This window comes from Psychrobacter sp. 72-O-c, from assembly GCF_904846605.1.
In the GTDB taxonomy this organism is placed as follows: domain Bacteria; phylum Pseudomonadota; class Gammaproteobacteria; order Pseudomonadales; family Moraxellaceae; genus Psychrobacter.
On the sequence record NZ_CAJHBI010000008.1, the window covers coordinates 20599 to 42870 of the forward strand.

A 22272-nucleotide genomic window follows, 5' to 3' on the forward strand; every position below is an offset into this window, starting at 1 on the left:
TTAGCGCTAAATTCTATGAATAAAAAGGTTATGAAAGCAAATGGATACTAGAGCGAATATTCAGTGGTTCCCCGGGCATATGAATAAAGCCCGTAATGAAGTCAAAGAAATGATGCCACAAATGGATGTGATTATCGAAGTGCTGGATGCGCGCATTCCTTATAGTAGCGAGAACCCAATGGTGGCAACGCTGCGCGGTGACAAACCAGTCATTAAAATTTTAAACAAAGCTGATTTAGCCGACCCTGAGATGACCCAAGCATGGATGGATTATTTTGAGCAAGAAGATGGCGTAAAAGCTTTGTCTTTTGATGATAACAAGGCCAATAACGTTCATCGAATCGTTGAGCTATGTAAAAAGCTCATGCCCAATAAAGTCGGGACAGGACGCCAAATCAAAGCCATGATTTTGGGTATTCCTAACGTTGGTAAATCAACTTTAATTAATACCCTAGCAGGCCGAACGGTGGCAAAAACAGGCAACGAGCCAGCCGTGACTAAGTCGCAGCAGCTTATCAAATTAGAGGGCGGCATCATGCTGTATGATACGCCTGGTATGCTGTGGCCAAAAGTTGAAAATGCAAACTCAGGCTATCGTTTGGCGGCTACAGGTGGCATTCGCGATACGGCCTTTGACTTCGCTGATGTCGCCAGCTACACCGCAGAGTATTTAATACAAGCGTATCCTGAGCTATTAAAAGCCCGCTATAAAATTAAAGATCTGCCAGAAACTGATTGGGAATTTTTTGAAGTCGCCGGTCGCAATCGCGGTTGCGTGCGTGCGGGTAATAAAATTGATACTTACCGGATGTCTGAGATTCTAATCAATGAATTACGTAGTGGCACCCTAGGCCGCATTAGCATGGAAACCCCTGAGATGCGTGAAACTGAAGAAGCCGTAGTAGCAGAGCAACGGCTAGCAGCTGAAGAGAAAAAAACAGCGAAAGAAGAAGAGAAACGCTTACGCCGCTTAAAGACACGTAAAAATCGTAAGTAGGTTTGGGATTCATTTAAATTAATTGAATCGGCTGAAATTTTAGACAAATTTATTATTAACTAGGCTGTATATGATTCCATCGGCTAAAACCATTCAAATCTATTTACCAAAAGGCAATCCTCGCGGTTTACGTTTAGCAGAAATGACCACTAGAACGGTGCGCCTAATTGAAATTCCACGCATCCATATCGATGACTTTTTTGTGATGCCGGAGGCCAACCAAGTTGGTTTGTATTTTTTGGTAGGTGATACTGATGGTGCCGCCAAGCCATTACTTTATGTCGGGCAAACGGGCGACCTTAAAAGACGCCTCAATCAGCATGGTGATAAAGATTTTTGGACACGTGCTTTTGTCATGCTCTCAACCAATAATACCATGACCCAAACTCATGCTTTATATATGGAGCATAAGGCGATTGCAACGGCTACTGAAGTTGGTCGCTACGAAATACAAAATGGTAATAACGGCAATCTTCCGCATACTCCTGATCCATTAAAAGCAGACTGCGAAGAGCTGTTTTATACCTTAGATGTATTATTATCGACTTTAGGGCAGCCTGTTTTTGAATCACTCAGTATAAATAACAGTATTGCTCATAGCGATATGCCTTTACCTATTACAGATGCCAAAAACAGTCTCAATATTGAGACAGCGCCTACTCAAGTGTCCCCTACCAAACCGGAGCCCATGCTATTTTATTACAAGCTCAAAGATGGAGACGCACAAGGCTATTACGATGATGATGGCTTTGTGGTATTGGCAGGCTCATTGATACGTCAGAAACAAACACCATCATCATCACCATTTACTACTAAATTGAAAGAAAGTTTACTCAGTAGTGGGAAACTAATAGCAGTAAATGATAAAAGCTATAAACTGACTGAAAACCAATTGTTTAAAACGCCAAGCGGAGCTAGCCAACTGGTAGCAGGACGCTCAACTAATGGTTGGATTGAATGGAAAAATGCAAAGGGACAAACTTTAAATAGCATTTACCGCTAGTTGTATTCTCCGATTATTCGGTAAGCATTAACCACCTTTCATCTCCGTATATACAGACGATTCAACACTTTATATCTACTCACTCAATCTTCATATGATGATAATTGATTATGACTGTTCATTTTATCGCTCGCCTACTTGCCCGCCAATTTTTATTATTAATAATGATATGACCAGCCTATGACTCAGCTTACCGCTAATCCAAATTCCCCACTGTCAGATAAAACCATCAGTCACACTTCTACTTCCCTAAATTCATTTGCACCACGCCTACTCGACTGGTTCGAAACCAATGGTCGCCATGATTTACCGTGGCAACAGCACCAGACCGACACGCCTAATCCTTATATTGTTTGGCTATCAGAAGTTATGCTGCAGCAAACGCAAGTGACGACCGTCTTGCCGTATTTTGCACGTTTTATGACTTCATTTCCGACGGTTCAGGATTTAGCAGCAGCGGAATGGGATGAGATAGCAGAACATTGGGCAGGGCTGGGTTACTATGCGCGTGCACGTAATTTGCATAAAGGCGCTAAGCAGCTGGTCGCAACCATTGATGAGACAGGCGACTTTCCACAAACGCTGACAGGTTGGGAAGCCATATCAGGCGTTGGCCCTTCAACAGCTGGCGCTATCATGGCAATGGGCTTGCACCATTATGGCGTTATATGTGATGGCAATGTGAAGCGAGTGCTGACACGCTGGGCGGCAATTGATGGCGATATTACTAAGTCTGCGACTACCAAAGAGCTGTGGGCACTGGCGGAACGCTTGACTCCTAAGCAACATTCAGGATTATTTGCCCAAGCCATGATGGATATGGGCGCGACCTTATGTACGCGTCGCAAACCTGCTTGCCTATTATGTCCGTTGCAAACTGATTGTTTGGCACATGCGCAAAGTCGCGAAGAAGAATATCCGGTCAAAGCCAAGAAGAAGCCCAAACCAAGTAAGTTCAGCAATGCGTTACTGATTGAAAATACAGATGGCGAGATACTATGGTTACAACGTCCTGATAACGGTATTTGGGGTGGCTTGTGGAGTTTGCCACTAGAGTTTGTAGAGAAAATTGACGGCAAGGTGAGCGAAAAAATTACTGATAAAAACCAGACGGCTACCGATAATAAGCAATTAGATGTACGTAGTAATGAAAAAGTATACGAAGTAGAATTTACCATCGCTGAGCAAATTATCAATGAGTGGATAAGTAAGAATCAGCTAATAGCCCAATCAGTGAGTAGCGGTTTATTAGATGATGCTCCTAAACCCATTAAGCATTCATTGACCCACTTCCATTGGTATTTGACGCCGCAATCATTAACTTTGAGTGCCGAGCAAACGCAAGAATTAACCACAGCTTTGCAAGCAGCTGAGATTAATGTAAATTGGCTAAACGGTGATGACGCGCAGGCAACGCTAGGATTGCCAAGAGCGATGGTGAAAATTTTGGAATAGAATCCTATATAAGCACTTAAAGTGAGATAATAAAAAAGCGACTCATAAATAATTATGGGTCGCTTTTCTTTCATTACTACCAGAGCTTACGATCAAAAAATACTATTGAAACGAGCTAGCAAAATTCCATAGAAAATTAAGACTTCGGAACCCGCAAACGCATCAGCCCTTCTTGCTGCACAGTCGCAACCAGCTTGCCATTTTGCCAAAATTGACCATGATTTAACCCTTTAGCATTGGAAGTCGTATCACTCCACATGTCATATAATAGCCAATTATTGAGATCAAAAGTGCGATGGAAATGCATTGAATGGTCAATACTGGCTGCTTGCAAACCACTGGTCATAAAGCTGACACCATGTGACATAAGCCCCGTACCCACTAAATAAAAGTCAGAAGAAAATGCCAATAGCGCTTGCTGAATGGCGATAGGCTGTGCGCCCAGTTCGCGAATACGTAGCCAGTTAGCTTGTTTAGGCTTCATCGGCTCCGGATGAATGGGGTCACGCGGTTTAACGGGTTTGATCTCTACATGACGGCGGCGCATAAAACGCGATTTGAGAGCATCTGGTACTTTGCCGACGTAATCTTCTTTTAGATCTTGCTCAGCCAGCAAGTCTTCTGGCGGTGGATAGACAGGCATATCTTCTTGATACTCTAAACCCTCCTCCATCGGTGAAAATGAAGCAATCATCGAAAAGATCACTTGCTCGACTGGTGGTTTACCGCGTATTTGCTTATATTGAATAGCAGTCACTTCACGCGCAGATAGGCTACGCCCGTCACGTAATCGGCGAACTTGATAGATGACAGGCTGAGTAATATCCCCACCCCGTAAAAAATACCCGTGCAGCGAATGGCAAGGCTTGTCTTCGGTGAGAGTATGGGCAGCCGCTATTATCGCTTGGGCTAGCACTTGTCCGCCAAAGATACGCGCGCCGACATAATCATGGCTTTTGCCTTCAAAGACATCAGGGCTAACTTCAATAAGCGCCACTGTGGCCAGCAGCTCATCAATCAGTTGCGAATAATCGGACATGACAATACGTTTCCTTATTTTTATCAATAACCCCTGCGGTCTGACGATATCAATGCCATACGGCTCAAAGTAGCTTGGGATTTGACTTTAAAATAACATGAAATCACCAACAATAACGTTCAAAATGTATTTTAGGATGAACAATAGGATTGCTAAGTATTAATTATAAATGAAAAGGCAAACATCTTACCCAATATTTATGTCTTTGACCAGTTGCGGGCTGTCAGCCATCTCGTATTAAGCTGACTGTTCAGACTAGAATAAAGTAACGTTGCCGCTGTTAATAACGAAAAAACGAGATACTACTTAGCACCTCGCTTTTATCATACAAAGTTTCTGTTTATGCAGATTCAGCGCTTATAGCACCAATATAGTACCGATACAGTGTTACAAATCAAAAAATGTAAGCTTTATGGCTTCACTGATACTAGCACCCGAATAGAATCAGGTACTAGGGATAAACTGGCTAACGCTTGCTCACCTTGCGCTTTCAGCTGCTCTAAGCGCTCAATTTCTGCGGGACGCACATTAGGATTAATGGTTTGCAGGTGTTTTAGACGTTTGATTTCACGTGACCACTGCTGACTAAAGCGATTGCTGGCTTGCTCACCCATATCAGCCAATTGCGTACGGGCAATATCTTCGGCTTCATAATAGCGTTGCTCAATGATATCGCCACGCACTTTAATTACTTGCCGTGCACGGTTATTATCTAAGCGATCTATGTGCGGCATGATCATATCGCTACTGATGCGCTCTGATAAATCACTACCTTGCTCACTGATAAAGACACGAATATTTTGTGTCGATAAGGTCGCAGGTAGATTTAGTATTTTCGGCGCAATGGCTTCAACGCGGAAGTTAACCTCCAGCATGACCGTTCCTTGCGGCATGGCAGCACTCTTTAGCATACCCACCGTAGTATTACCAAAGGTGCTAGTGCTGGCAAGCTCATATATAGCGCGCATCAGAGGATGTTCATGAGTAATGAACTCAATATCTTCATGCTGGAGCGCTTGATCACGGTCAAAGGTTAAGGTCAAGCCGTCGTCGTCACCCAGTGGCAAGCCATCGATATAATCACTAATCTCAGTACTGTCTAGCGGCGCAATCACCCATGAACCATCACGCTGGACGCTGTGGTCAATATTTGCTGACGCTAAGAAACGTTCAACGAACTGCGGCAATACATTGTGGCTATCAAAGTCACGCATGGCATCAGCAATGCGCCCAGCAACCCGTGGACGGCACGAGTTATACTCTAGCAGACGATCGCGACCGGCTTGCAGTTGCGCCTCAAGTCCCAATCGGGTTTGCAATGCATCGGCGATAACTTCCTGTAAAATAGTACGATTATCAGCAGTATCCGCACCTTCAAGCAAGGGCTTAAGCGTTTGGATATATTGCTCTTGCACACTTTGAGCAGTCGGTGAAATCTGGTTAAACATATTCAGCGCGCTGTTATACCAATGGTAGAGACGCTCTTGCGCCGTACCTTGGACATAAGGCACGTGCAAGGTGATTTGCTGCGTTTGTCCGATACGATCTAGGCGTCCAATACGCTGCTCTAAAGTATCGGGATTGGCAGGCAAATCCCATAATATCAGCTGGCTGGCAAACTGGAAGTTACGGCCTTCTGAACCAATCTCTGAGCACAATAATATCTGCGCGCCTTCGCTATCACCAAAAAATGCCGCCGCTTGGTCACGCTCAAGTAAGGTCATTTGCTCCGTAAAAATGGCGGTCTTAATCCCAGCATGCAATCGCAATACCGCTTCCAAGCTTTCAACCGTTGCGCCGCTACGCGCGATTAATAGCACTTTCTGATGTTTAAGCTCACCTTTTAAGATATCAATAAGCCAAGGTACGCGCGGATCATCTTCTAGCCAGCCGCCATCGGGTTGATTCTCTTCACCCCATAGCTGTTCCCGTAACTTACCTGTGGTCTGGTAGCTGTCTATCCATACATCCGGTAGTGGCAATGGATGCGGTTGACTGCTACGCCCATAAAATCCTTTAACGCTTTCACGAGTATTGCGGAACAGAATTCGCCCAGTACCGTGCCGATCTAAGAGCTCGTTGAGCGCATAAGTCCGCAGCTTATCATCCTCATTAATAGTAGCCAATTCATCTTGGCTAACATCTAATAGACTGGTCAAAGCGGAGATTTGCGCGAGACTTAGAGGTTCATCTTCTATTAACATACCCGCAACCGCTGCGGTTTCAGCAAAAGCTTCTTGACCCACAATAAACTCATCTAAGTCATCAAAACGGTCAGAATCGAGCAAACGCAAACGCGCAAAGTGGCTTTGCACGCCAAGCTGCTCAGGGGTTGCCGTTAGCAGCATTACGCCTGGAGTTTCTTCAGCAAAATCAGCAATCAGATCATATTTATCATTGCCGCCTTGCGCCTCATCCCAATGCAGGTGATGCGCTTCGTCAACTACTAACAAATCAAAGCCAGCTTCCATCGCTTGATCATACAAATCAGGATGATCGAGCAATAGATCCATACCAGCAATAATACACTGCTCGGTTGAAAATACGTTTTGTTCAGGGTCATGCTCTTTAATAGCCGCAGTACGTACTAAATCAAACAGAGCAAAGTTCAAATTAAAGCGCCGACGCAGCTCAATCATCCACTGGTATTGCAGACTATCAGGAACTAGAATTAGAACTCGCTCAGCCTTACCCGTTAACAGTTGCTGATGAATAATCAGTCCTGCTTCAATGGTTTTTCCCAACCCAACCTCATCAGCGAGAAGAACACGCGGCGCAATACGTTTGCCGACTTCATGAGCGATATAAAGCTGATGCTCAATAATATCGACGCGCGCACCCATCATCCCTTTTAGCGGATGGCCGGCCAGCGCTGATTGCATCCGTAGAATATCTTGGCGCAACTCATACCAATCTCCACGCTCAATACGCCCTGCTAATAGGCGCTCAAGTGGTTTTGCCAAGGTAATATTCGCGGCAAGGCGAGTTTCCATTATCCCTTTACTAGTAGCTCCTTTGGGAACAGCCCCTTTTTCGTTGTCTTCGACACTGTATTTGAGTACCCCCATGACCTCATCGACTGCAGTGACCGTGTAGCTATTACCTTGTTGGTCACTAATGCTATCACCAACTTTGAAAACCACACGTGATAAAGGCGCGGAGTTTTTTGCATAGACGCGCGTCTCTTCACTTTGCGGGAATAAAATATGCACACATCGGTCGTCTACATCGACGACCACACCTAAGCCCAGTTCGGACTCAGTATCAGATAAATAGCGTTGACCAACGGCGAATTCAGTACTGTGCAATGAAGCGATAGAGATAGTCATAGGGCGATGTCTTTTTGTACTCAAATGATAAGAAAAATAGATAACTAATATATAGTAGCCAATAACAGCCGCTAAGCTGGCGGTAGGCGCCTAGTGCAGCAATGTCAGCACGTTAACCAAATCAATAAATGACTTGGGCAGCAACTAAGCTGAACTATTATATAGCGTTAGCGGCTAGATGCGTGCGTTAAGTTGACTTTTCAAGGGATGATTCATTCAAAAGCATACTAATGATAAGTATGGGATCGTCATACAAAGCAGTTGAATAACTACTTTTTTACTGGCCATTTTCGAATAACCATCTTTTGACTAACTCAGCCAACGTGCTACATTAAGCCGACTGCAACTAAAGTTCATATCAAAAATAAAATTAGTATTAGAGACAACCTATAAATAAGGAGCACGCATGCAAGCAGTATTTTTAGATAAAGGCACTTTTTCTGATGGCGTAAACCTGCCCGCACCGACTGGGGTTAGTGACTATATTCTTTATGACGATACGTCGCAAGAGCTCATCATTGAGCGTTGTCAAAATGCTGAAATTATTATTACTAATAAAGTCCAAATTACTGCCGAAGTGATTGCCAAGCTACCCAAGCTTAAGCTCATTCAATTGACTGCTACCGGCATGAATAATGTCGATCAAGACGCTTGTGCTGAACACAATATCACCTTGTACAACGTCGCTGGATACGCAGTCAAAAGCGTTCCTGAGCACACTTTTATGTTGATGCTTAACGCTATGCGCGCAGGACTTTATTATCATAATAAAGTAACCGATGGTACGTGGGCAGCTAATGGTAATTTTTGTCTGCTTGATATTCCACTGGTAGATTTAGAAGGTAAAACGCTGGGTATCATCGGAGTCGGCACTATCGGTAAGCGGGTCACCGAAATTGCACAAGCTTTTGGCATGACCGTACTATGGGCGGAACATCAAGGGCGCGCGCCACGTAATGAGGACTATACGGCCTTTGATGAGGTGCTTGCCTCTGCTGACGTGATTAGCCTACATTGTCCATTGAACGAGGATACCAAGTATCTTATTAATAAAGACACGCTAGCCAAAATGGCTAAACAGCCGCTACTTGTTAATGTGGCACGCGGTGGTATTGTGGACAGCCAAGCGCTTACTGATGCCATTCATAGTGAGCAGATTCTTGGTTATGGCAGTGATGTATTTGAGCAAGAGCCAATCGCTGCCGATGACCCCCTATTGACTCTTGGAGATCATCCGCGCGTGATATTTAGTCCGCATAACGCCTGGGGCAGTAGAAGCGCACAAGAAACCTTATGGAAAATCCTTAGTAAACAAGTTGCTGGTTTTATTGATGACTGTGTATAAAGTCTTTATCAATACTGATACTTCCTGCTCTAACGACTAAAACGTAGCCATTTGTCTTTTATTTGGCGATGTTTGAGCATAATGCGATCGCTTAAATAGTTACTAGTGACCTTCCAAGGGTAGCGGTCCCCTTGTTTAGGCAACTCATCTTTGGCCCGACGTATATAACCAGCTGATAGTGATCCCATGATCGTATCCGCTTGAGCTTGAGCTTTTTCGTTCTCAATCTCTGCTTGTGGCAAAACAGTATGATAACGATGCTTTTTCATATAGCCCAATAGTCTAATCAAGTAGTAACAGGCCAAATCAACTTTTAGGGTCCACGATGCATTGGTATAGCCAAACATGACCGCCATGTTGGGCAGTCCCTCAATCATTACTGCTTTATAAGTCATGCGCGAGCCCACATCAACCACTTCACCATCGACATATACTTTTGCGCCCCCAAGCATCTGGAGCTTAAGCCCCGTTGCCGTCACGATGATATCAGCATCGAGGTGTTTGCCTGACTTCAACATTACACCGGTCTTAGTAAAGTGGCTGATATGATCAGTGACCACCTCTGCACGCTCCCCATGCAAAGCTAAAAACAAGTCACTATCAGGTACAGCGCACAAGCGCTCATCCCATGGATTGTAATCTGGTAAAAAGTGATCGATTTTGACCCCACTACCTTTAAGCTCTTGTTTGGCCCAGTGCTTTAGTAGTCCTTTCATAACACTAGGGGCATGAATGGCCATTTGATAGACGCCTTGTTGGCGTAGCACATTACGTACTCGTAGCAACGTATAGGCCTGCTGTTTGGATAAAGGGGAGTACTTAGCGGATAGCCAGTCAAGCGCATAATCGTCGCCCGGTACGCTTGCCACATAAGTTGGCGAACGTTGCAACATAGTGACATGGCGGGCGCTTTGGTCACTCGTTTCATCTACTAGCGCTGGCATTAGCGTCATCGCCGTTGCCCCACTACCTATGATCACTACTTTTTTGTCATTATAATCCACGTTTTGCCAATGCTGTGGATGAACGAGATGACCTTTAAAATCCTCTTCCCCTTCAAAATGGGGACGATACCCAGCTTTGTAATCATAGTAGCCCGTTGCGCCAACTACAAAGTTTGCCGTCAAAGTAAATACTTCACCACTGCCGTGATCCTTGACCATTGCCGTCCATTGCTGATGGCTACTTGACCACGATAATTGCTGAACTTCATGCCGATAGCGAATATGTTCTACGACCTTGAATTCACGCGCGGTATCGGCAATATAGCTTTTGATATCACCACCGCTTGCCAGCATTCTATGACTCACCCATGGGCGAAAGCTATAGCCGAAAGTCAACGCATCAGAATCAGAGCGAATACCGGGGTAATCAAACAGATCCCATGTACCGCCTAGATCCTCACGTTTTTCTAATACTACGAATCGCTGCGCCGACGGCTGATCTTTCTGCTTTTTCTTGATAGTGCGCTTTTGCTTAGCAGGGGTTTTATGACCAAAAAATTGAGTCTTCTGCTGTTGCAAGTAGCAAGCCATACCGATACCGGCTATACCTGCCCCAATGATGAGCACCTCATAATCGGCTGGTATACTGGATTGTGGCTTTGCGCGTTTGAATAAACCTTTAATGCTTTTATTCGCCCGCTTTTGGGTGTTCTTGCGCGTCTGAGATGATGTGTTGTCGACCATAGCCTTGTCCTTTTGTAATGCTTAATTGTCCCTAATATATACAGCCCTTAACTTATACAACTATAAAGGGTTTTGGCAGTATAGTCTGCCCAAAAAGAACGACTACATCGTCAACCTTGTTCGCTGTACTACTTGTATAGTCTGCACTCGGTTTCCTTGTATTCATATCCTTTTAGATTGACTATATGCCCACTTACTGTTGTAGCTTATTTCCTCAAAAGGAGACTTACTTTTTTAACTGAGCTATCTAAATAGACGTTGGCTAAAAAGGGACTGGGCTTTCCCAATCCATCCACGCACCCAGCACGGGATGTTTGAGACGCAGCTGCTGGGCGTGCAAATTCAGTCGAGGAGCAATATTTAATGCCTGACCTTCTGCATAAATGGAATCGCCAATGATGACGTGACCGCAGTGCACCATATGTACCCGCAGCTGATGGCTACGGCCAGTGACGGGCTTAAGTGCTACCCGCGTGACCATCTGCTCTTCTTGTCCATCTTGACTGTCTTCTCCATGACAACGTTCATGCGCCAGAATTTCATATAATGTCAGAGCATGTTTATGCCAATCAGGGTCCACGATATGACGTGGCTTAGTGGTCGGCTCATAGCGTACTGGCGCTGATATCTTGCCAGTCGCGCCAACACTCTCCCACTCTCCAAATACCCGCGCTTGGTATTTTTTCTGTGGTAAGCGCTCAATAAACTGCTTACTAATATTGGTTTGCGCTGCTGCATTTTTGGCAAAAATCAATAGCCCTGAGGTGTCCATATCGAGGCGATGAATTAATTTCACGGCTGGATTTGCCCGCTCAAGCCGTGATAGCAAACTCACCTTTAATATTTTACCATCGACACTCAATAACCCTGCCGGTTTATCGACTACCCAAATATCATCATCTTCATAGACGGTGACTTCTTTCGCAAATGTTTGAAAAAATTCAGGCGGATAGGTGGTTTCTTGTACATTAAGAGCGGCTATATGTTCATCAGGAAAAGGCATAAAAATAACTACTTATGTTAGTTGGTTTGAATATAATTTTGAATGTGATTTTGAATGTGACTTTGAATATGATAACGATAACGAGGGCTAAAATGACCGTTAGATTCCAGCTAAAAGTGACCAAAATCTACCTAAGTTACAGATACAACATAACCTGTTTCGTTGTGTTTCGATTTATTGTACTAATAGTAATTGTTAAACAATTTAACCGCCTTCTATCTGCTAAGGCTTAGCAAACATGTTAATATAATGGCACATTTTCACCGCTCCTTAACCCTTCTTTAGCCGTTCTTTTAGCCACTGAGTAATCCGCTGTTAGCGTATTAAAAGTTTAATTATTAACTAACTTGCGTGCTAATTAGTGGCAACAAACATGATAAAACAAGAGAGAAAACTATGTCAGACCTTATTGTTAATACCACCGATGCCAACTTTGACCAAGATGTGCTGCAATCTGATGTGCCTGTATTGGTAGATTTTTGGGCAACGTGGTGTGGTCCTTGTAAGTCTATCGCTCCTATTCTAGAAGATTTGGCAGTGGACTACCAAGGCAAAGTTAAAATCGTCAAAGTCGATGTCGATAACAACCCACAAGCGGCAAGCCGTTTTGGTATTCGTAACATCCCAACCTTATTCGTCTTTAAAGATGGCGAAAAAGTAGATTCAGTAATGGGCTTACAACCAAAAGCTGAGCTGGCTAAAGTACTTGATAAGCATTTGTAAGTATCGAGTATTGGGCTCATTAGCTCCTTTATAGAATAACCAGAAAAGCCATTATCTAGGCAAGATAGTGGCTTTTTTGCTGCTTTTTTAATCAAAAAGACCAATTAGGTGACTTTTTTAGCAAAAATTATTGACAACGCTATTGGGAAGACCGTATAGTCTGCTGACTAGATAAACATAACTGTTTTCCTAAGCATCTTATCGCTATTCTCCTCGTGTTTATCAACACAAAACACAATTGCTATTACTGAACACAGTTATTAAACAAAATCACCAAACGCAATTACTGATACTGAGTTCTTTTCTGTGACTCTTATGTCATCTTCTTTATTTTCACTTTTTGTTATCCTGCTTCAAATATAAGCAGCTGATAATGATCTGATATATAAAAATCAATGTGATATAACGCTCAACTCTGTGCCCGCACCCTATCGCTACACTAGCGTTATTTTAATCAATATCGTGGGCTTTGCTGCAAATGGCAGTTCTCACTCGATAAATTGCTAACGACCTATCTATGAATTTAACTGAATTAAAGAAAAAATCAATCGCCGAGCTGTTGGCTATCGCAAAAGAAATGGGTCTTGATAATATGGCGCGTAGCCGTAAGCAAGATATTATTTTTGCTATCCTAAAAACCCATGCCCGTAACGGTGAAGCCATCTATGGTGATGGCGTCCTTGAAGTCCTACCAGATGGTTTTGGCTTTTTGCGCTCATCTGAAGGCTCATATTTGGCAGGTCCTGACGACATTTATGTCAGCCCAAGCCAAATTCGCCGCTTTAGCCTCAAGACAGGCGACAGTATCGCTGGCACTATTCGTCCGCCAAAAGACTCTGAGCGTTATTTTGCTCTACTAAAGGTTGGCGAAATCAACTTCGATACGCCAGACCGCTCACGTCATAAGCTTATCTTTGAGAATTTAACCCCGTTATTTCCTACTGAGCAGCTTAAACTGGAGCTTGGTAACGGTACTACTGAGGATTTGACGGGTCGAATTATTGACCTAATTGCTCCTATTGGTAAAGGTCAGCGTTCTATTATTGTCGCGCCGCCAAAAGCCGGTAAGACGATGCTGCTACAGACTATCGCCCAGTCCATTACTCGTAACAATCCTGAATGTTATCTGATTGTTTTACTGATCGATGAGCGTCCAGAAGAAGTCACCGAAATGGTACGTACGGTCCGTGGTGAAGTGGTTGCCTCAACCTTTGATGAACCACCGCAACGTCATGTACAAGTGGCCGAAATGGTTATCGAAAAAGCCAAACGTCTGGTTGAACACAAACAAGATGTGGTTATCTTGCTGGATTCTATTACTCGTCTTGCCCGCGCTTATAATACGGTCATTCCTTCATCAGGTAAAGTATTGACCGGTGGCCTTGACTCTAATGCCCTTGAACGTCCGAAGCGTTTCTTTGGTGCTGCACGTAACGTCGAGGAAGGTGGCAGCTTAACCATTATTGCCAGTGCTCTTATTGATACTGGCAGTAAAATGGACAGCGTTATCTTTGAAGAATTCAAAGGTACGGGCAACCAAGAGATTACTCTTGAGCGTGATTTGGCTGAAAAACGAGTCTTCCCCGCAATCAATATCAAAAAATCAGGTACACGCCGCGAAGAGCGTTTGCTTGATGAAGATAAGTTACGGAAGGTTTGGATTTTGCGCAAACTACTGCAGCCGATGGATGGTGTACAAGCGACCGAGTTCTTACTTGATCGACTCAGAGAAGCTAAAACGAATGATGAGTTCTTTGAGCAAATGAAACGCAAATCACAAAACTAAATCAAGCTCGTTTATACGACTGAACAAAAAGACCGCTTCTATGCGGTCTTTTTTTGCTTTAGCTTTACGTAAAACCTAAAAAACAGTTAGCGTATTATCGATTCGAATACAATAACTACAAGCTAAACCCCTACCAATGATATATTGTGGAAACATCACTTACAGAGTATTTGCAAAGCTTAGCGATTCTACTACGACTAAGCTTGAGTTAAGAGGTTAGTATAAAACACAGTATAAATATACTTTATTAACCAACAACGTATTCTAAATTTGACGACTTAATAGGTGATACTATGAAATTTGCTAAAACCATCGCAATGACTGCCATTACAAGCTCAGCGCTTATTCTATCTGGCTGTAACTCTATGGGTGGATACGGCGGCAACGTAAGCAATACTGCTAAAGGTGCTGCTGCTGGTGCCGCTGCTGGCGCACTTATTAGAAGTAAAGGTGATAGCAAAGACATCGCTCGTGGCGCATTAGCGGGTGCTGCAGTAGGCGGTGCAGGCGGTTATATCATTGATAATAATTAAATGGCTGTCTAATCTCTAGATAACTTATATTTAGATTAGAGCTATTCAAATATAATTATTTAAAACACGAAAAAGCCTGCAATCAATATTGCAGGCTTTTTTAATGCGTTGTACTTATAACTTTAAGGTTAACGTCGCACATCACTGATTATAGAGCTTAACTAATTATAGTGCATTGCTAAACTATAACGCCCCACTAAAGGTATCACACGACTGTACGCTACCACTTTCAATACCGCGAGTGAACCAACTAACACGCTCTTGGCTGGTTCCATGAGTAAAGCTATCTGGCGTTACAGCGCGACCACTAGCGCGTGCCAGTCGATCGTCACCAATCTGCCCAGCAGCATTAATTGCTTCATCCACATCACCCGCTTCTAAAAATCCTCCTTCTACTATAGACTGAGTGCGCTGCTGATTTCTATTCGCCCAAACCCCCGCAAAGCAGTCCGCCTGTAATTCCTGCAATACTGATAATTTATTAGCCTGCGCCTGCGTCACTTGACGGCTGGCTTCGTTGACCTGTTGAGTAATACCTAATAGTGTCTGTACGTGATGCCCTACTTCGTGTGAAATGACATAGGCTTGAGCAAAATCACCTGCTTTTCCCCTATTTTCTGCATCGCCTGAGCCTTGTTGATCACCCGTGATGCCAAGGTTTTGACGCATTTCTGCAAAAAAAGACGTATCTAAATAAACAGTCTGATCGCCTGGGCAATAAAATGGCCCAGTAGCTGCTGTAGCGCTACCACAGGCTGAACTGACTTGACCATTGAACAAGATTAATGAGGGCTCTTGATAAGTACTGCCGCCTTCATTAAATATTTGATGCCAAACTGCTTCAGTGTCGGCGAGCACCACTTTAACAAACCTAGTATCACGGCTGTCATCATTGGCAACTTCAGTCGATGCATTCGTACCGCCACCTGCCACAACTTGCCCTGTTTGTAACGCAGTCATCGGATTAACACCAAATACTAGCCATAATATACCGGCGATGATAATGCCGCCAATACCGCCACCAATCATCTTACCGCCACCGCTGCTTGTTCGAACATTAGAGCTACCTCGCCTACCTTGCCATTTCATAATTACTCTCCTCAAATATATAGGCCATTGCTTATTTTTTTCTTACCCTTTTTACTTCTGGAATTCGTTGGCGCTTAGCCGGTGTTTTCATAGCGTATCAAGCAGTTAAAAATAAACACATCACTTCACGATTTTATAAAATTTATTTATAAGTTACCTAATTATTGCTACCTATATGCTAGTTATCCAACCGCCTGTTTCATGTTTAACCATTTAATTATCAATACCTTCAAAACCTTGCTATCATTAGGTTTTAGCACTATATATTCGTTGATTATACGCAAATTACTTTTAAATAATGTAGTAAAAATTATATCAAAGCAGGATCAATTAATATTATTCACTACTTTATTGTTACTTAATTGTACAACCTATTTTCATTTCAAAAGAAAAGGTATAGAATGCGTGAAAGCTGAGTAGCTGTAACTAAGATTAGTTGATTTTCGAAATATCTCGAAAATTCTAGTCTTTTCCATGGCTATTAATCATTTCATTTTCCGGAGAATATCGTATGAAACTTAAATTACTTGCACTAGCTGGTATTATGGCCGCAACTATGGGCGTAACTGCTTGTGATAACAACAAAGAAGAAGCTGTTGATGATTTAGCTGATGCACAAGAAGAAGTGCAAGACGCTTCTGAAGAGCTAAACGAAGCTGATGTAGACGTAGCTACTGCTGATGCTGAAGCTGCTGTTGCTGAAGCTGAAGCAGATGTAGCTGACGCTCAAGCTTCTATCGAGACCACTGACATGGACATGGATGCTGAAACTCCTTTAACTGACGATGTTGTGGTTGTTGATCCTGTAGCTGTTGACGCAGCTGACGAAGTAGTTGTTGTTGAAGAATAGCCAGTTCTGTAATTTTTATTGTTTATGCAATAAATATGACAAACTATATATAAAAAGAGAGCCTAGGCTCTCTTTTTTTGTGTCTACTATTAATATAGTTGGGTCGTCGACTTTAAATATAAGTAACCATTTCCTTTATAAGGATATTAGCGTTCCACCAGTATAACCGCTCTATTACAGAGACTATCCTAGTTAATTACTAAGTTCACTCATCAAACCACGCGCTGCTTCAGCACTGAGTAAGTAGGGATTAAAATTGATAGTAGTAGAATATTTAAGATAAATCGCTGCATTTTCTTTGGTCGGAGACGCATAATTCATCGACCATTCAGACCACTCTCTATGCTTCAATTCGCGAGTTTCAATGAGCTGTAAATCATGATGCCGCTGATCCGCAATTAGAGCATACAACAAACGGTTAATCTGCGCTCTCGGACCTTCGATAGTTTGTAAAAAATAATCTTTATTGAAAGTCAGCATGCCGGTAATCCCATTGGCGGTATTGTTCTCTTGGGCTTGCTGTAGAATTTCGTTGAAGTCTTTAGCTGATACATCTGGGTTTGCGCGGCTAGCGTAGGTCATGCTCACTAAAATGTGGGCGTCTGAAATTGTCTGTGCCATATCTTGTCTCTTATATAGGTGCTATTGAGTCTGATAAATTCTATTAAATCTAATTAGCTGAATGAGAACCAAGACTTTTTCACCTTAGAGGTGCGCTCTTCCTCTTCTTCTTGTTCTTGAAGTTTTGATAGGGTCTCAATCAACATCATGATTTGAGCGGTATTCATCAAATAAGGATTAAACTCAGTACCTGTAGAGAACTTAAGCGCTTGCTCTTTATTCATATCACTAGGAATTAAATACTTCATTGTCCACTTATTCCAACGTCGCTGTTCAACCTCGCAACACTCAATCACTTGCAATGCAAAGTGCCGATCATCTTTAGTTAGTTTACGTAACAACTCATTGATGATAGGTCTTGCGCCCTCGATACTTTGGAGGAAATAGTTATGGTTAAACACCAAGGCCCCAGTAATGCCATTGTGCTCATTGTTCTCTTGCGCTTGAGCAAGGATACGCGTCACTTCACCGTTTGGGTTGTTGGTGTTATAACGGCTAATATAAGTTAAACGCAGAATGATATGCTCGCCATGTAGCATATTCCCATTATCGTTTTCTGATAGTTCGGCTGGTTGCATAGAATACTCCGAATAATTAAATTTTAGTCACACCTTACTAGCCAGATGGATGGCTACTGCATAAAGTGTCCAAGTTAACGCTTAAGCGTTTTAGAAAATTTATCCATGCCGCGCGACAGTCCACCGCTAGTGGATTTTTGAATTCTTTGTACTAGAGCCAATAATTGCGAGTCATCTTTGCATTGCTCCAAACTAAGCAAATAGCCCCAAGCGTCTTGGGGAGGCGCATTTTTTTCTATGTAGGTCGCCAAGTCCGACTTTACTTTTTCATAATCGCTATCGGGTTCTTTGCCTTTGAAATAATTGCTTATAGAAGTCGTTTTATTTGGCTCTTGACTATTAAAAGTATTATCAAATTCAGCCTCACTACTTGATTGAGACGGGAGCTTTTGAGAAGGAGATGGTTGAGGAGGTTGCACCAAGGGCGCTTTAGGGTCTTCGTTAGACAACGCTGCGCCTACCGGCTTAGGCATGGGGGTTTTTTGTTCTGGAGAAATAGATTGTGCTTGTTCTACAAGTTCTATGTATTGAAGGTCTTGGAGCAACTCAAAAAGCGGTACTATGCCACCAGTCTCGACGAACATTTTGCTTTTATCAAGCGACTCAAAGTAACGTTGATAAGTTTTTTTACCATCAATCAAGATGAGTAAGGTTCTCGCTTCTCGCGGCAACACACCCATTTCTTGATTTTTAATTTCTTCTCGGCCCAAATCACTTTTTCGAAATATATCACTATTATTCATTTTCTAAACCCAACTCACACACTCGAGCAGGCACTACCGTAACGATGTGCTACTCGAATGAAATATTATGGTTCGAGCAATAGAATAGCCCAACCTTGATCTTTTAAGCGTTTCTTGGAAGCACTTATTATAAATCGAAAAACTAATGTTCCAGTTTTGACGATCTATTTAATTGGGTTGATTATAGCAAAAAATTTGCTTTACTATTAAGATATATTAAATAAAATGGAATGAATGGTAAGTATAAGAGAACAAACGGTAAGAATAAGACGTGAATAATTTATTCACTTGAGCTAGGAGTGATTCGGGTATCGATGTGGTTTTTAAAGCGTGGTTGCCACTAGTTCGATTAGCGACTTTGTTTATTAGTGTTCTGTCTGAATATGCTTATAGAAAAGCATCAAGTTGGTTAGACCTTTCTCGATGCTTTTTGACCGCTTGCATGGGTACATATGCGGATGAGCTAGCAACGTTTTGATAGACAAAAACTCGCTAGCTTGTTAACTGTCATCACTAACAATTACAGATCGAATAAACGCTCGTCAACTTGTTGACGAAACTTTTGACCCGTTTTAAAGGTTACTACACGGCGCGCAGAGACCGCAACAGGCTCACCTGTTTTTGGATTACGCCCTGGGCGACTGCTTTTGTCTTTAAGCTCAAAATTCCCAAAACCTGAAAGCTTGACCTCTTTTCCATCGATTAAACTTTCTGATAATTCATCAAAAAAATTCTCAACCAAACAGCGCCCTTCTTGGCGAGTTAAGTCAAGGTGACTCATCAAATGCTCAATCATGTCAGATTTGGTTAAGGTGCTCACAGTACGACTCCTATGCTATGTCGTGATGTCGGGTATTATTGTTCAACGGTATGCTGACTAATTCTAGCTATTATAAAGGTTTTTGCGAGGCTTTTTGGTAAAGCTTGCAATAAAAACCTTTATTAATAACCAGTTAGCTTTATTTACGAAGAATATAAGTTGGTCGGCCCTACTATTTATAAATCTTTAGATTAAACTAGGGCTAGCAACTCATAATATCTTGATAGTGTAACTTAGCGCTAACTGTCACGTAACTGCGCGTTGTGCTGCTGAGTTAAGGCTTGAATAACCTTATCAGTCGAAACTTTTACGGCCTCATCCGATAAGGTTTGCGCGCTGTCTTGCCATATTAGCGCAAACGCTAATGAGCGTTGACCGGTCGGCACATGCTCACCTTGATAGACATCGAACAACCATAGATCCGTCAATAGCGCTCCTGCAGCGTCACGTATTGTTGCCTGTAGGGTTTGTAAGCTAATATCACTATCTATAAAAATGGCAATATCACGGCGCACTTGTGGAAACTTACTGGGTGTCGTTATGCTATGTTGCTCACGAGCTAACGTCAATAATGGCGCTAACGCTAATTGTGCTACCCAGGTTGCTGGTAAATCTAACTGCTTGGCAGTATTGGGATGCAATTGACCAAGCCAGCCAATATAGTGATCATCGATATACAGTTTCGCACTTTGGCCAGGATGTAAGAAGTCCAGCTCGCTGCGCTCATAGCGAATACGCGCGCCATCCAGCTTTACGGGTAGTAACTGCTCAACGTCGTGTTTAAGATCATAAAAATCTATTACACGATTTTGATAGGCTTGTTCATCCCAAATATCACCAACCGCAACCAAAGCAATACTAGGCGTTTGCACCAACTCGCTGACGCTATGACCAACAAAGCTAAGACCGGTCTCAAAAAATCGCACACGTGGCTGCTGACGATTCAGATTATATTGTACACAAGGCAGCAGGCTTGATAATAGGGTACGGCGCATGACCGCCAAATCGCTAGAGATCGGATTGGCGAGCGCTAATACGGCTCCGAGCGCCTCATCATCAATCAGAGCTTCTAATTTTGCATCACTAAAACTGAAACTAATGGCTTCCATGTAGCCAGTATCAACCAAAGCCAGTTTCATCTCATGAGTCAAATCTGCGGTATCGTCATAATCCATACTGACTTGCAAGTGCGGTAAGGTGCTGGGAATATTGTCGTAGCCATAAATACGGGCGATCTCTTCGATCAAATCTTCTTTGATACTCATATCAAAACGATACGATGGCGGCGTACAAATTAGTTCAGCGCCTTGATGTTCTACCACAAAACCTAATTGCGTTAAAATGCGCACCATCATTGCTGGATCAATCTCGATGCCGATGACATCGCGTACTTTAGAAATCGGTAAGGTAATCGGCGTACGTACAGGCAAGTGGTTGCTATGCTCAGCAGTGACTATTTGCCCTGCTTGACTGCCTGTGATACTAGTAATCAAATCACAAGCACGTGCCAGTGCCAATGCCGGTAACTCAAAATCTACCCCACGCTCAAAGCGTTGCGAGGCATCGGTATGTAGACCAAAACGACGTGCACGTCCAGCGATAGCTAATTGACTAAAGAATGCGCTCTCTAACACAATATTAGTGGTGCTATCGGTCACACTACTGCGTTGACCACCCATGATACCGGCTAGTGCCAACACACCTTGGTCATCAGCGATTACTAATTCATCACCAGTTAGGCTAATGGTTTGATCATTGAGTAAGGCAATCGTTTCTTTTGGCTGCGCTAGACGAACGACAATGTCACCAACGATAGTATCAGCATCAAAAGCATGTAGCGGTTGACCAAGCTCCATCAGTACATAGTTGGTCACATCGACTAAGAAGTTATGGCTGCGTAACCCTGATTGAATTAGCACTTCTTGCAGCCATTTTGGGCTATCAATACTGCGATCAATATCATTAATAGACTGTAATAAATAGCGCGGACAAGCTTCTACTGCGCTTACCGTTACCGCAGGCGTAGCAGCGATATTATCAATAACCGCTACATCAGAAGCAGGAATGTTTGGTGTTTGCAACGGCAAATCATTAATAACCGATATCTCGCGAGCAATACCGCGTACGCTAAAGCAGTCACCGCGATTGGGCGTGATAGAGATATCAAATATTTGATTGTTTAGCCCTAGATAATCACGGATATCAGTGCCAACAGGCGCATCATCAGGCAGCTCAAGCAAACCATCTAGCGCATCGACTAAATCAATTTCAGAAGCGCCGCATAACATGCCATTTGAGGCGATACCGCGTAGCTCACTTTCTGTGATTTTGAAGCCTTTACTGTCATTGCTTGGTAATACCGCGCCAACAGTCGCAACCGGCGCTTTCATACCGACTCGGACATTAGGCGCGCCGCAGACAATCTGTAACGGCTCATCGCTACCAATATTCACCTGTGTAACACGTAGCTTATCGGCATCAGGATGCGGTTCGACACTGATTACTTCACCGACTATCACGCCACTAAACGGACGCGCGACAGCATAGCGGTCATCAATCTCAAGTCCCGCCATAGTGAGCTGTTCGGCCAGCTGCTCACTGGTGTTAGCAGGGTTTGCCCATTGACGTAGCCATTGTTCGCTAATTTTCATAAATATCTCGGATAAAAAT

Annotated in this window: 18 protein-coding genes; 8 read left to right on the plus strand and 10 right to left on the minus strand. The window is 43.1% G+C overall.

Annotated features, from left to right (window positions below):
• Positions 1-40: 40 nt before the first annotated feature.
• From ylqF to mutY, 3 genes are all read left to right on the plus strand, one after another.
• Positions 41-997 (plus strand): ribosome biogenesis GTPase YlqF, encoded by a 957-nt coding sequence (gene ylqF / locus JMX97_RS04000; RefSeq protein WP_201555610.1) that lies wholly within the window; start codon positions 41-43, stop codon positions 995-997.
• Positions 998-1067: 70 nt separating this feature from the next.
• Positions 1068-2000: a GIY-YIG nuclease family protein gene (locus tag JMX97_RS04005; RefSeq protein WP_201555612.1), complete on the plus strand. Its 933-nt coding sequence runs from the start codon at positions 1068-1070 to the stop codon at positions 1998-2000.
• Positions 2001-2180: 180 nt separating this feature from the next.
• Positions 2181-3455, plus strand: a complete 1275-nt coding sequence (gene mutY, locus JMX97_RS04010; protein ID WP_201555614.1) for an A/G-specific adenine glycosylase — start codon at positions 2181-2183, stop codon at positions 3453-3455.
• Positions 3456-3591: 136 nt separating this feature from the next.
• Here the strand turns inward: mutY and JMX97_RS04015 are convergent, their stop codons facing one another.
• Both JMX97_RS04015 and rapA read right to left on the minus strand, forming a co-directional pair.
• Positions 3592-4494 carry an acyl-CoA thioesterase gene (locus JMX97_RS04015; protein WP_201555616.1) on the minus strand — a complete coding sequence of 301 codons (903 nt, stop codon included), beginning with the start codon at positions 4492-4494 and terminating at the stop codon, positions 3592-3594.
• A 410-nt stretch (positions 4495-4904) separates the two neighbouring features.
• Positions 4905-7823: an RNA polymerase-associated protein RapA gene (gene rapA / locus JMX97_RS04020; RefSeq protein ID WP_201555620.1), complete on the minus strand. Its 2919-nt coding sequence runs from the start codon at positions 7821-7823 to the stop codon at positions 4905-4907.
• Between the two features lie 406 nt (positions 7824-8229).
• On the opposite strand from rapA, the gene JMX97_RS04025 reads away from it, so the two are divergent.
• Positions 8230-9168, plus strand: coding sequence for a D-2-hydroxyacid dehydrogenase (locus JMX97_RS04025; protein WP_201555621.1), 939 nt, complete (start codon positions 8230-8232; stop codon positions 9166-9168).
• 29 nt (positions 9169-9197) lie between these two features.
• Here the strand turns inward: JMX97_RS04025 and JMX97_RS04030 are convergent, their stop codons facing one another.
• On the minus strand, positions 9198-10757 hold the full coding sequence (locus JMX97_RS04030; protein ID WP_413786390.1) for a flavin-containing monooxygenase: 1560 nt from the start codon (positions 10755-10757) through the stop codon (positions 9198-9200).
• Between the two features lie 361 nt (positions 10758-11118).
• A complete protein-coding gene (locus JMX97_RS04035) occupies positions 11119-11859 on the minus strand; it encodes an RluA family pseudouridine synthase (protein WP_201555624.1) in 741 nt (246 codons plus the stop codon).
• A 396-nt stretch (positions 11860-12255) separates the two neighbouring features.
• On the opposite strand from JMX97_RS04035, the gene trxA reads away from it, so the two are divergent.
• From trxA to JMX97_RS04050, 3 genes are all read left to right on the plus strand, one after another.
• Positions 12256-12582 carry a thioredoxin gene (trxA, locus tag JMX97_RS04040; protein ID WP_201555626.1) on the plus strand — a complete coding sequence of 109 codons (327 nt, stop codon included), beginning with the start codon at positions 12256-12258 and terminating at the stop codon, positions 12580-12582.
• 517 nt (positions 12583-13099) lie between these two features.
• Complete coding sequence (gene rho / locus JMX97_RS04045) at positions 13100-14368, plus strand: transcription termination factor Rho (RefSeq protein ID WP_201555628.1); 1269 nt, start codon at positions 13100-13102, stop codon at positions 14366-14368.
• Between the two features lie 293 nt (positions 14369-14661).
• Entirely contained in the window at positions 14662-14901 is a 240-nt protein-coding gene (locus JMX97_RS04050; protein ID WP_201555629.1) for a hypothetical protein, read from the plus strand.
• Positions 14902-15084: 183 nt separating this feature from the next.
• Here the strand turns inward: JMX97_RS04050 and JMX97_RS04055 are convergent, their stop codons facing one another.
• Positions 15085-15990 (minus strand): neutral zinc metallopeptidase, encoded by a 906-nt coding sequence (locus JMX97_RS04055; RefSeq protein WP_201555631.1) that lies wholly within the window; start codon positions 15988-15990, stop codon positions 15085-15087.
• Between the two features lie 511 nt (positions 15991-16501).
• Between JMX97_RS04055 and JMX97_RS04060 the strand changes: the two genes are divergently transcribed.
• The gene (locus JMX97_RS04060) at positions 16502-16840 is read left to right on the plus strand and encodes a hypothetical protein (protein ID WP_201555633.1); all 339 of its coding nucleotides are present in this window, start codon (positions 16502-16504) and stop codon (positions 16838-16840) included.
• 192 nt (positions 16841-17032) lie between these two features.
• Here JMX97_RS04060 and JMX97_RS04065 read toward each other — a convergent pair whose 3' ends face one another.
• The 5 genes from JMX97_RS04065 to pheT form a co-directional block, all read right to left on the minus strand.
• A complete protein-coding gene (locus JMX97_RS04065; protein ID WP_201555635.1) occupies positions 17033-17461 on the minus strand; it encodes a BLUF domain-containing protein in 429 nt (142 codons plus the stop codon).
• Between the two features lie 53 nt (positions 17462-17514).
• Positions 17515-18039 (minus strand): BLUF domain-containing protein, encoded by a 525-nt coding sequence (locus tag JMX97_RS04070; RefSeq protein WP_201555637.1) that lies wholly within the window; start codon positions 18037-18039, stop codon positions 17515-17517.
• Positions 18040-18113: 74 nt separating this feature from the next.
• The gene (locus JMX97_RS04075) at positions 18114-18782 is read right to left on the minus strand and encodes a hypothetical protein (RefSeq protein ID WP_201555639.1); all 669 of its coding nucleotides are present in this window, start codon (positions 18780-18782) and stop codon (positions 18114-18116) included.
• A gap of 520 nt (positions 18783-19302) precedes the next feature.
• Complete coding sequence (locus tag JMX97_RS04080) at positions 19303-19602, minus strand: integration host factor subunit alpha (protein WP_201555641.1); 300 nt, start codon at positions 19600-19602, stop codon at positions 19303-19305.
• A 239-nt stretch (positions 19603-19841) separates the two neighbouring features.
• Complete coding sequence (gene pheT, locus JMX97_RS04085) at positions 19842-22253, minus strand: phenylalanine--tRNA ligase subunit beta (RefSeq protein WP_201555643.1); 2412 nt, start codon at positions 22251-22253, stop codon at positions 19842-19844.
• Positions 22254-22272: the final 19 nt, after the last annotated feature.

Coding starts and splice junctions, on each gene's coding strand:
- ylqF (WP_201555610.1), top strand. CDS start 41: ATGGATACTAGAGCGAATATTCAGTGGTTCCCCGGGCATATGAATAAA.
- JMX97_RS04035 (WP_201555624.1), bottom strand. CDS start 11,859: ATGCCTTTTCCTGATGAACATATAGCCGCTCTTAATGTACAAGAAACC.
- rapA (WP_201555620.1), bottom strand. CDS start 7,823: ATGACTATCTCTATCGCTTCATTGCACAGTACTGAATTCGCCGTTGGT.
- rho (WP_201555628.1), top strand. CDS start 13,100: ATGAATTTAACTGAATTAAAGAAAAAATCAATCGCCGAGCTGTTGGCT.
- JMX97_RS04070 (WP_201555637.1), bottom strand. CDS start 18,039: ATGCAACCAGCCGAACTATCAGAAAACGATAATGGGAATATGCTACAT.
- JMX97_RS04055 (WP_201555631.1), bottom strand. CDS start 15,990: ATGAAATGGCAAGGTAGGCGAGGTAGCTCTAATGTTCGAACAAGCAGC.
- JMX97_RS04065 (WP_201555635.1), bottom strand. CDS start 17,461: ATGGCACAGACAATTTCAGACGCCCACATTTTAGTGAGCATGACCTAC.
- JMX97_RS04025 (WP_201555621.1), top strand. CDS start 8,230: ATGCAAGCAGTATTTTTAGATAAAGGCACTTTTTCTGATGGCGTAAAC.
- trxA (WP_201555626.1), top strand. CDS start 12,256: ATGTCAGACCTTATTGTTAATACCACCGATGCCAACTTTGACCAAGAT.
- JMX97_RS04015 (WP_201555616.1), bottom strand. CDS start 4,494: ATGTCCGATTATTCGCAACTGATTGATGAGCTGCTGGCCACAGTGGCG.
- JMX97_RS04075 (WP_201555639.1), bottom strand. CDS start 18,782: ATGAATAATAGTGATATATTTCGAAAAAGTGATTTGGGCCGAGAAGAA.
- JMX97_RS04005 (WP_201555612.1), top strand. CDS start 1,068: ATGATTCCATCGGCTAAAACCATTCAAATCTATTTACCAAAAGGCAAT.
- pheT (WP_201555643.1), bottom strand. CDS start 22,253: ATGAAAATTAGCGAACAATGGCTACGTCAATGGGCAAACCCTGCTAAC.
- mutY (WP_201555614.1), top strand. CDS start 2,181: ATGACTCAGCTTACCGCTAATCCAAATTCCCCACTGTCAGATAAAACC.
- JMX97_RS04060 (WP_201555633.1), top strand. CDS start 16,502: ATGAAACTTAAATTACTTGCACTAGCTGGTATTATGGCCGCAACTATG.
- JMX97_RS04050 (WP_201555629.1), top strand. CDS start 14,662: ATGAAATTTGCTAAAACCATCGCAATGACTGCCATTACAAGCTCAGCG.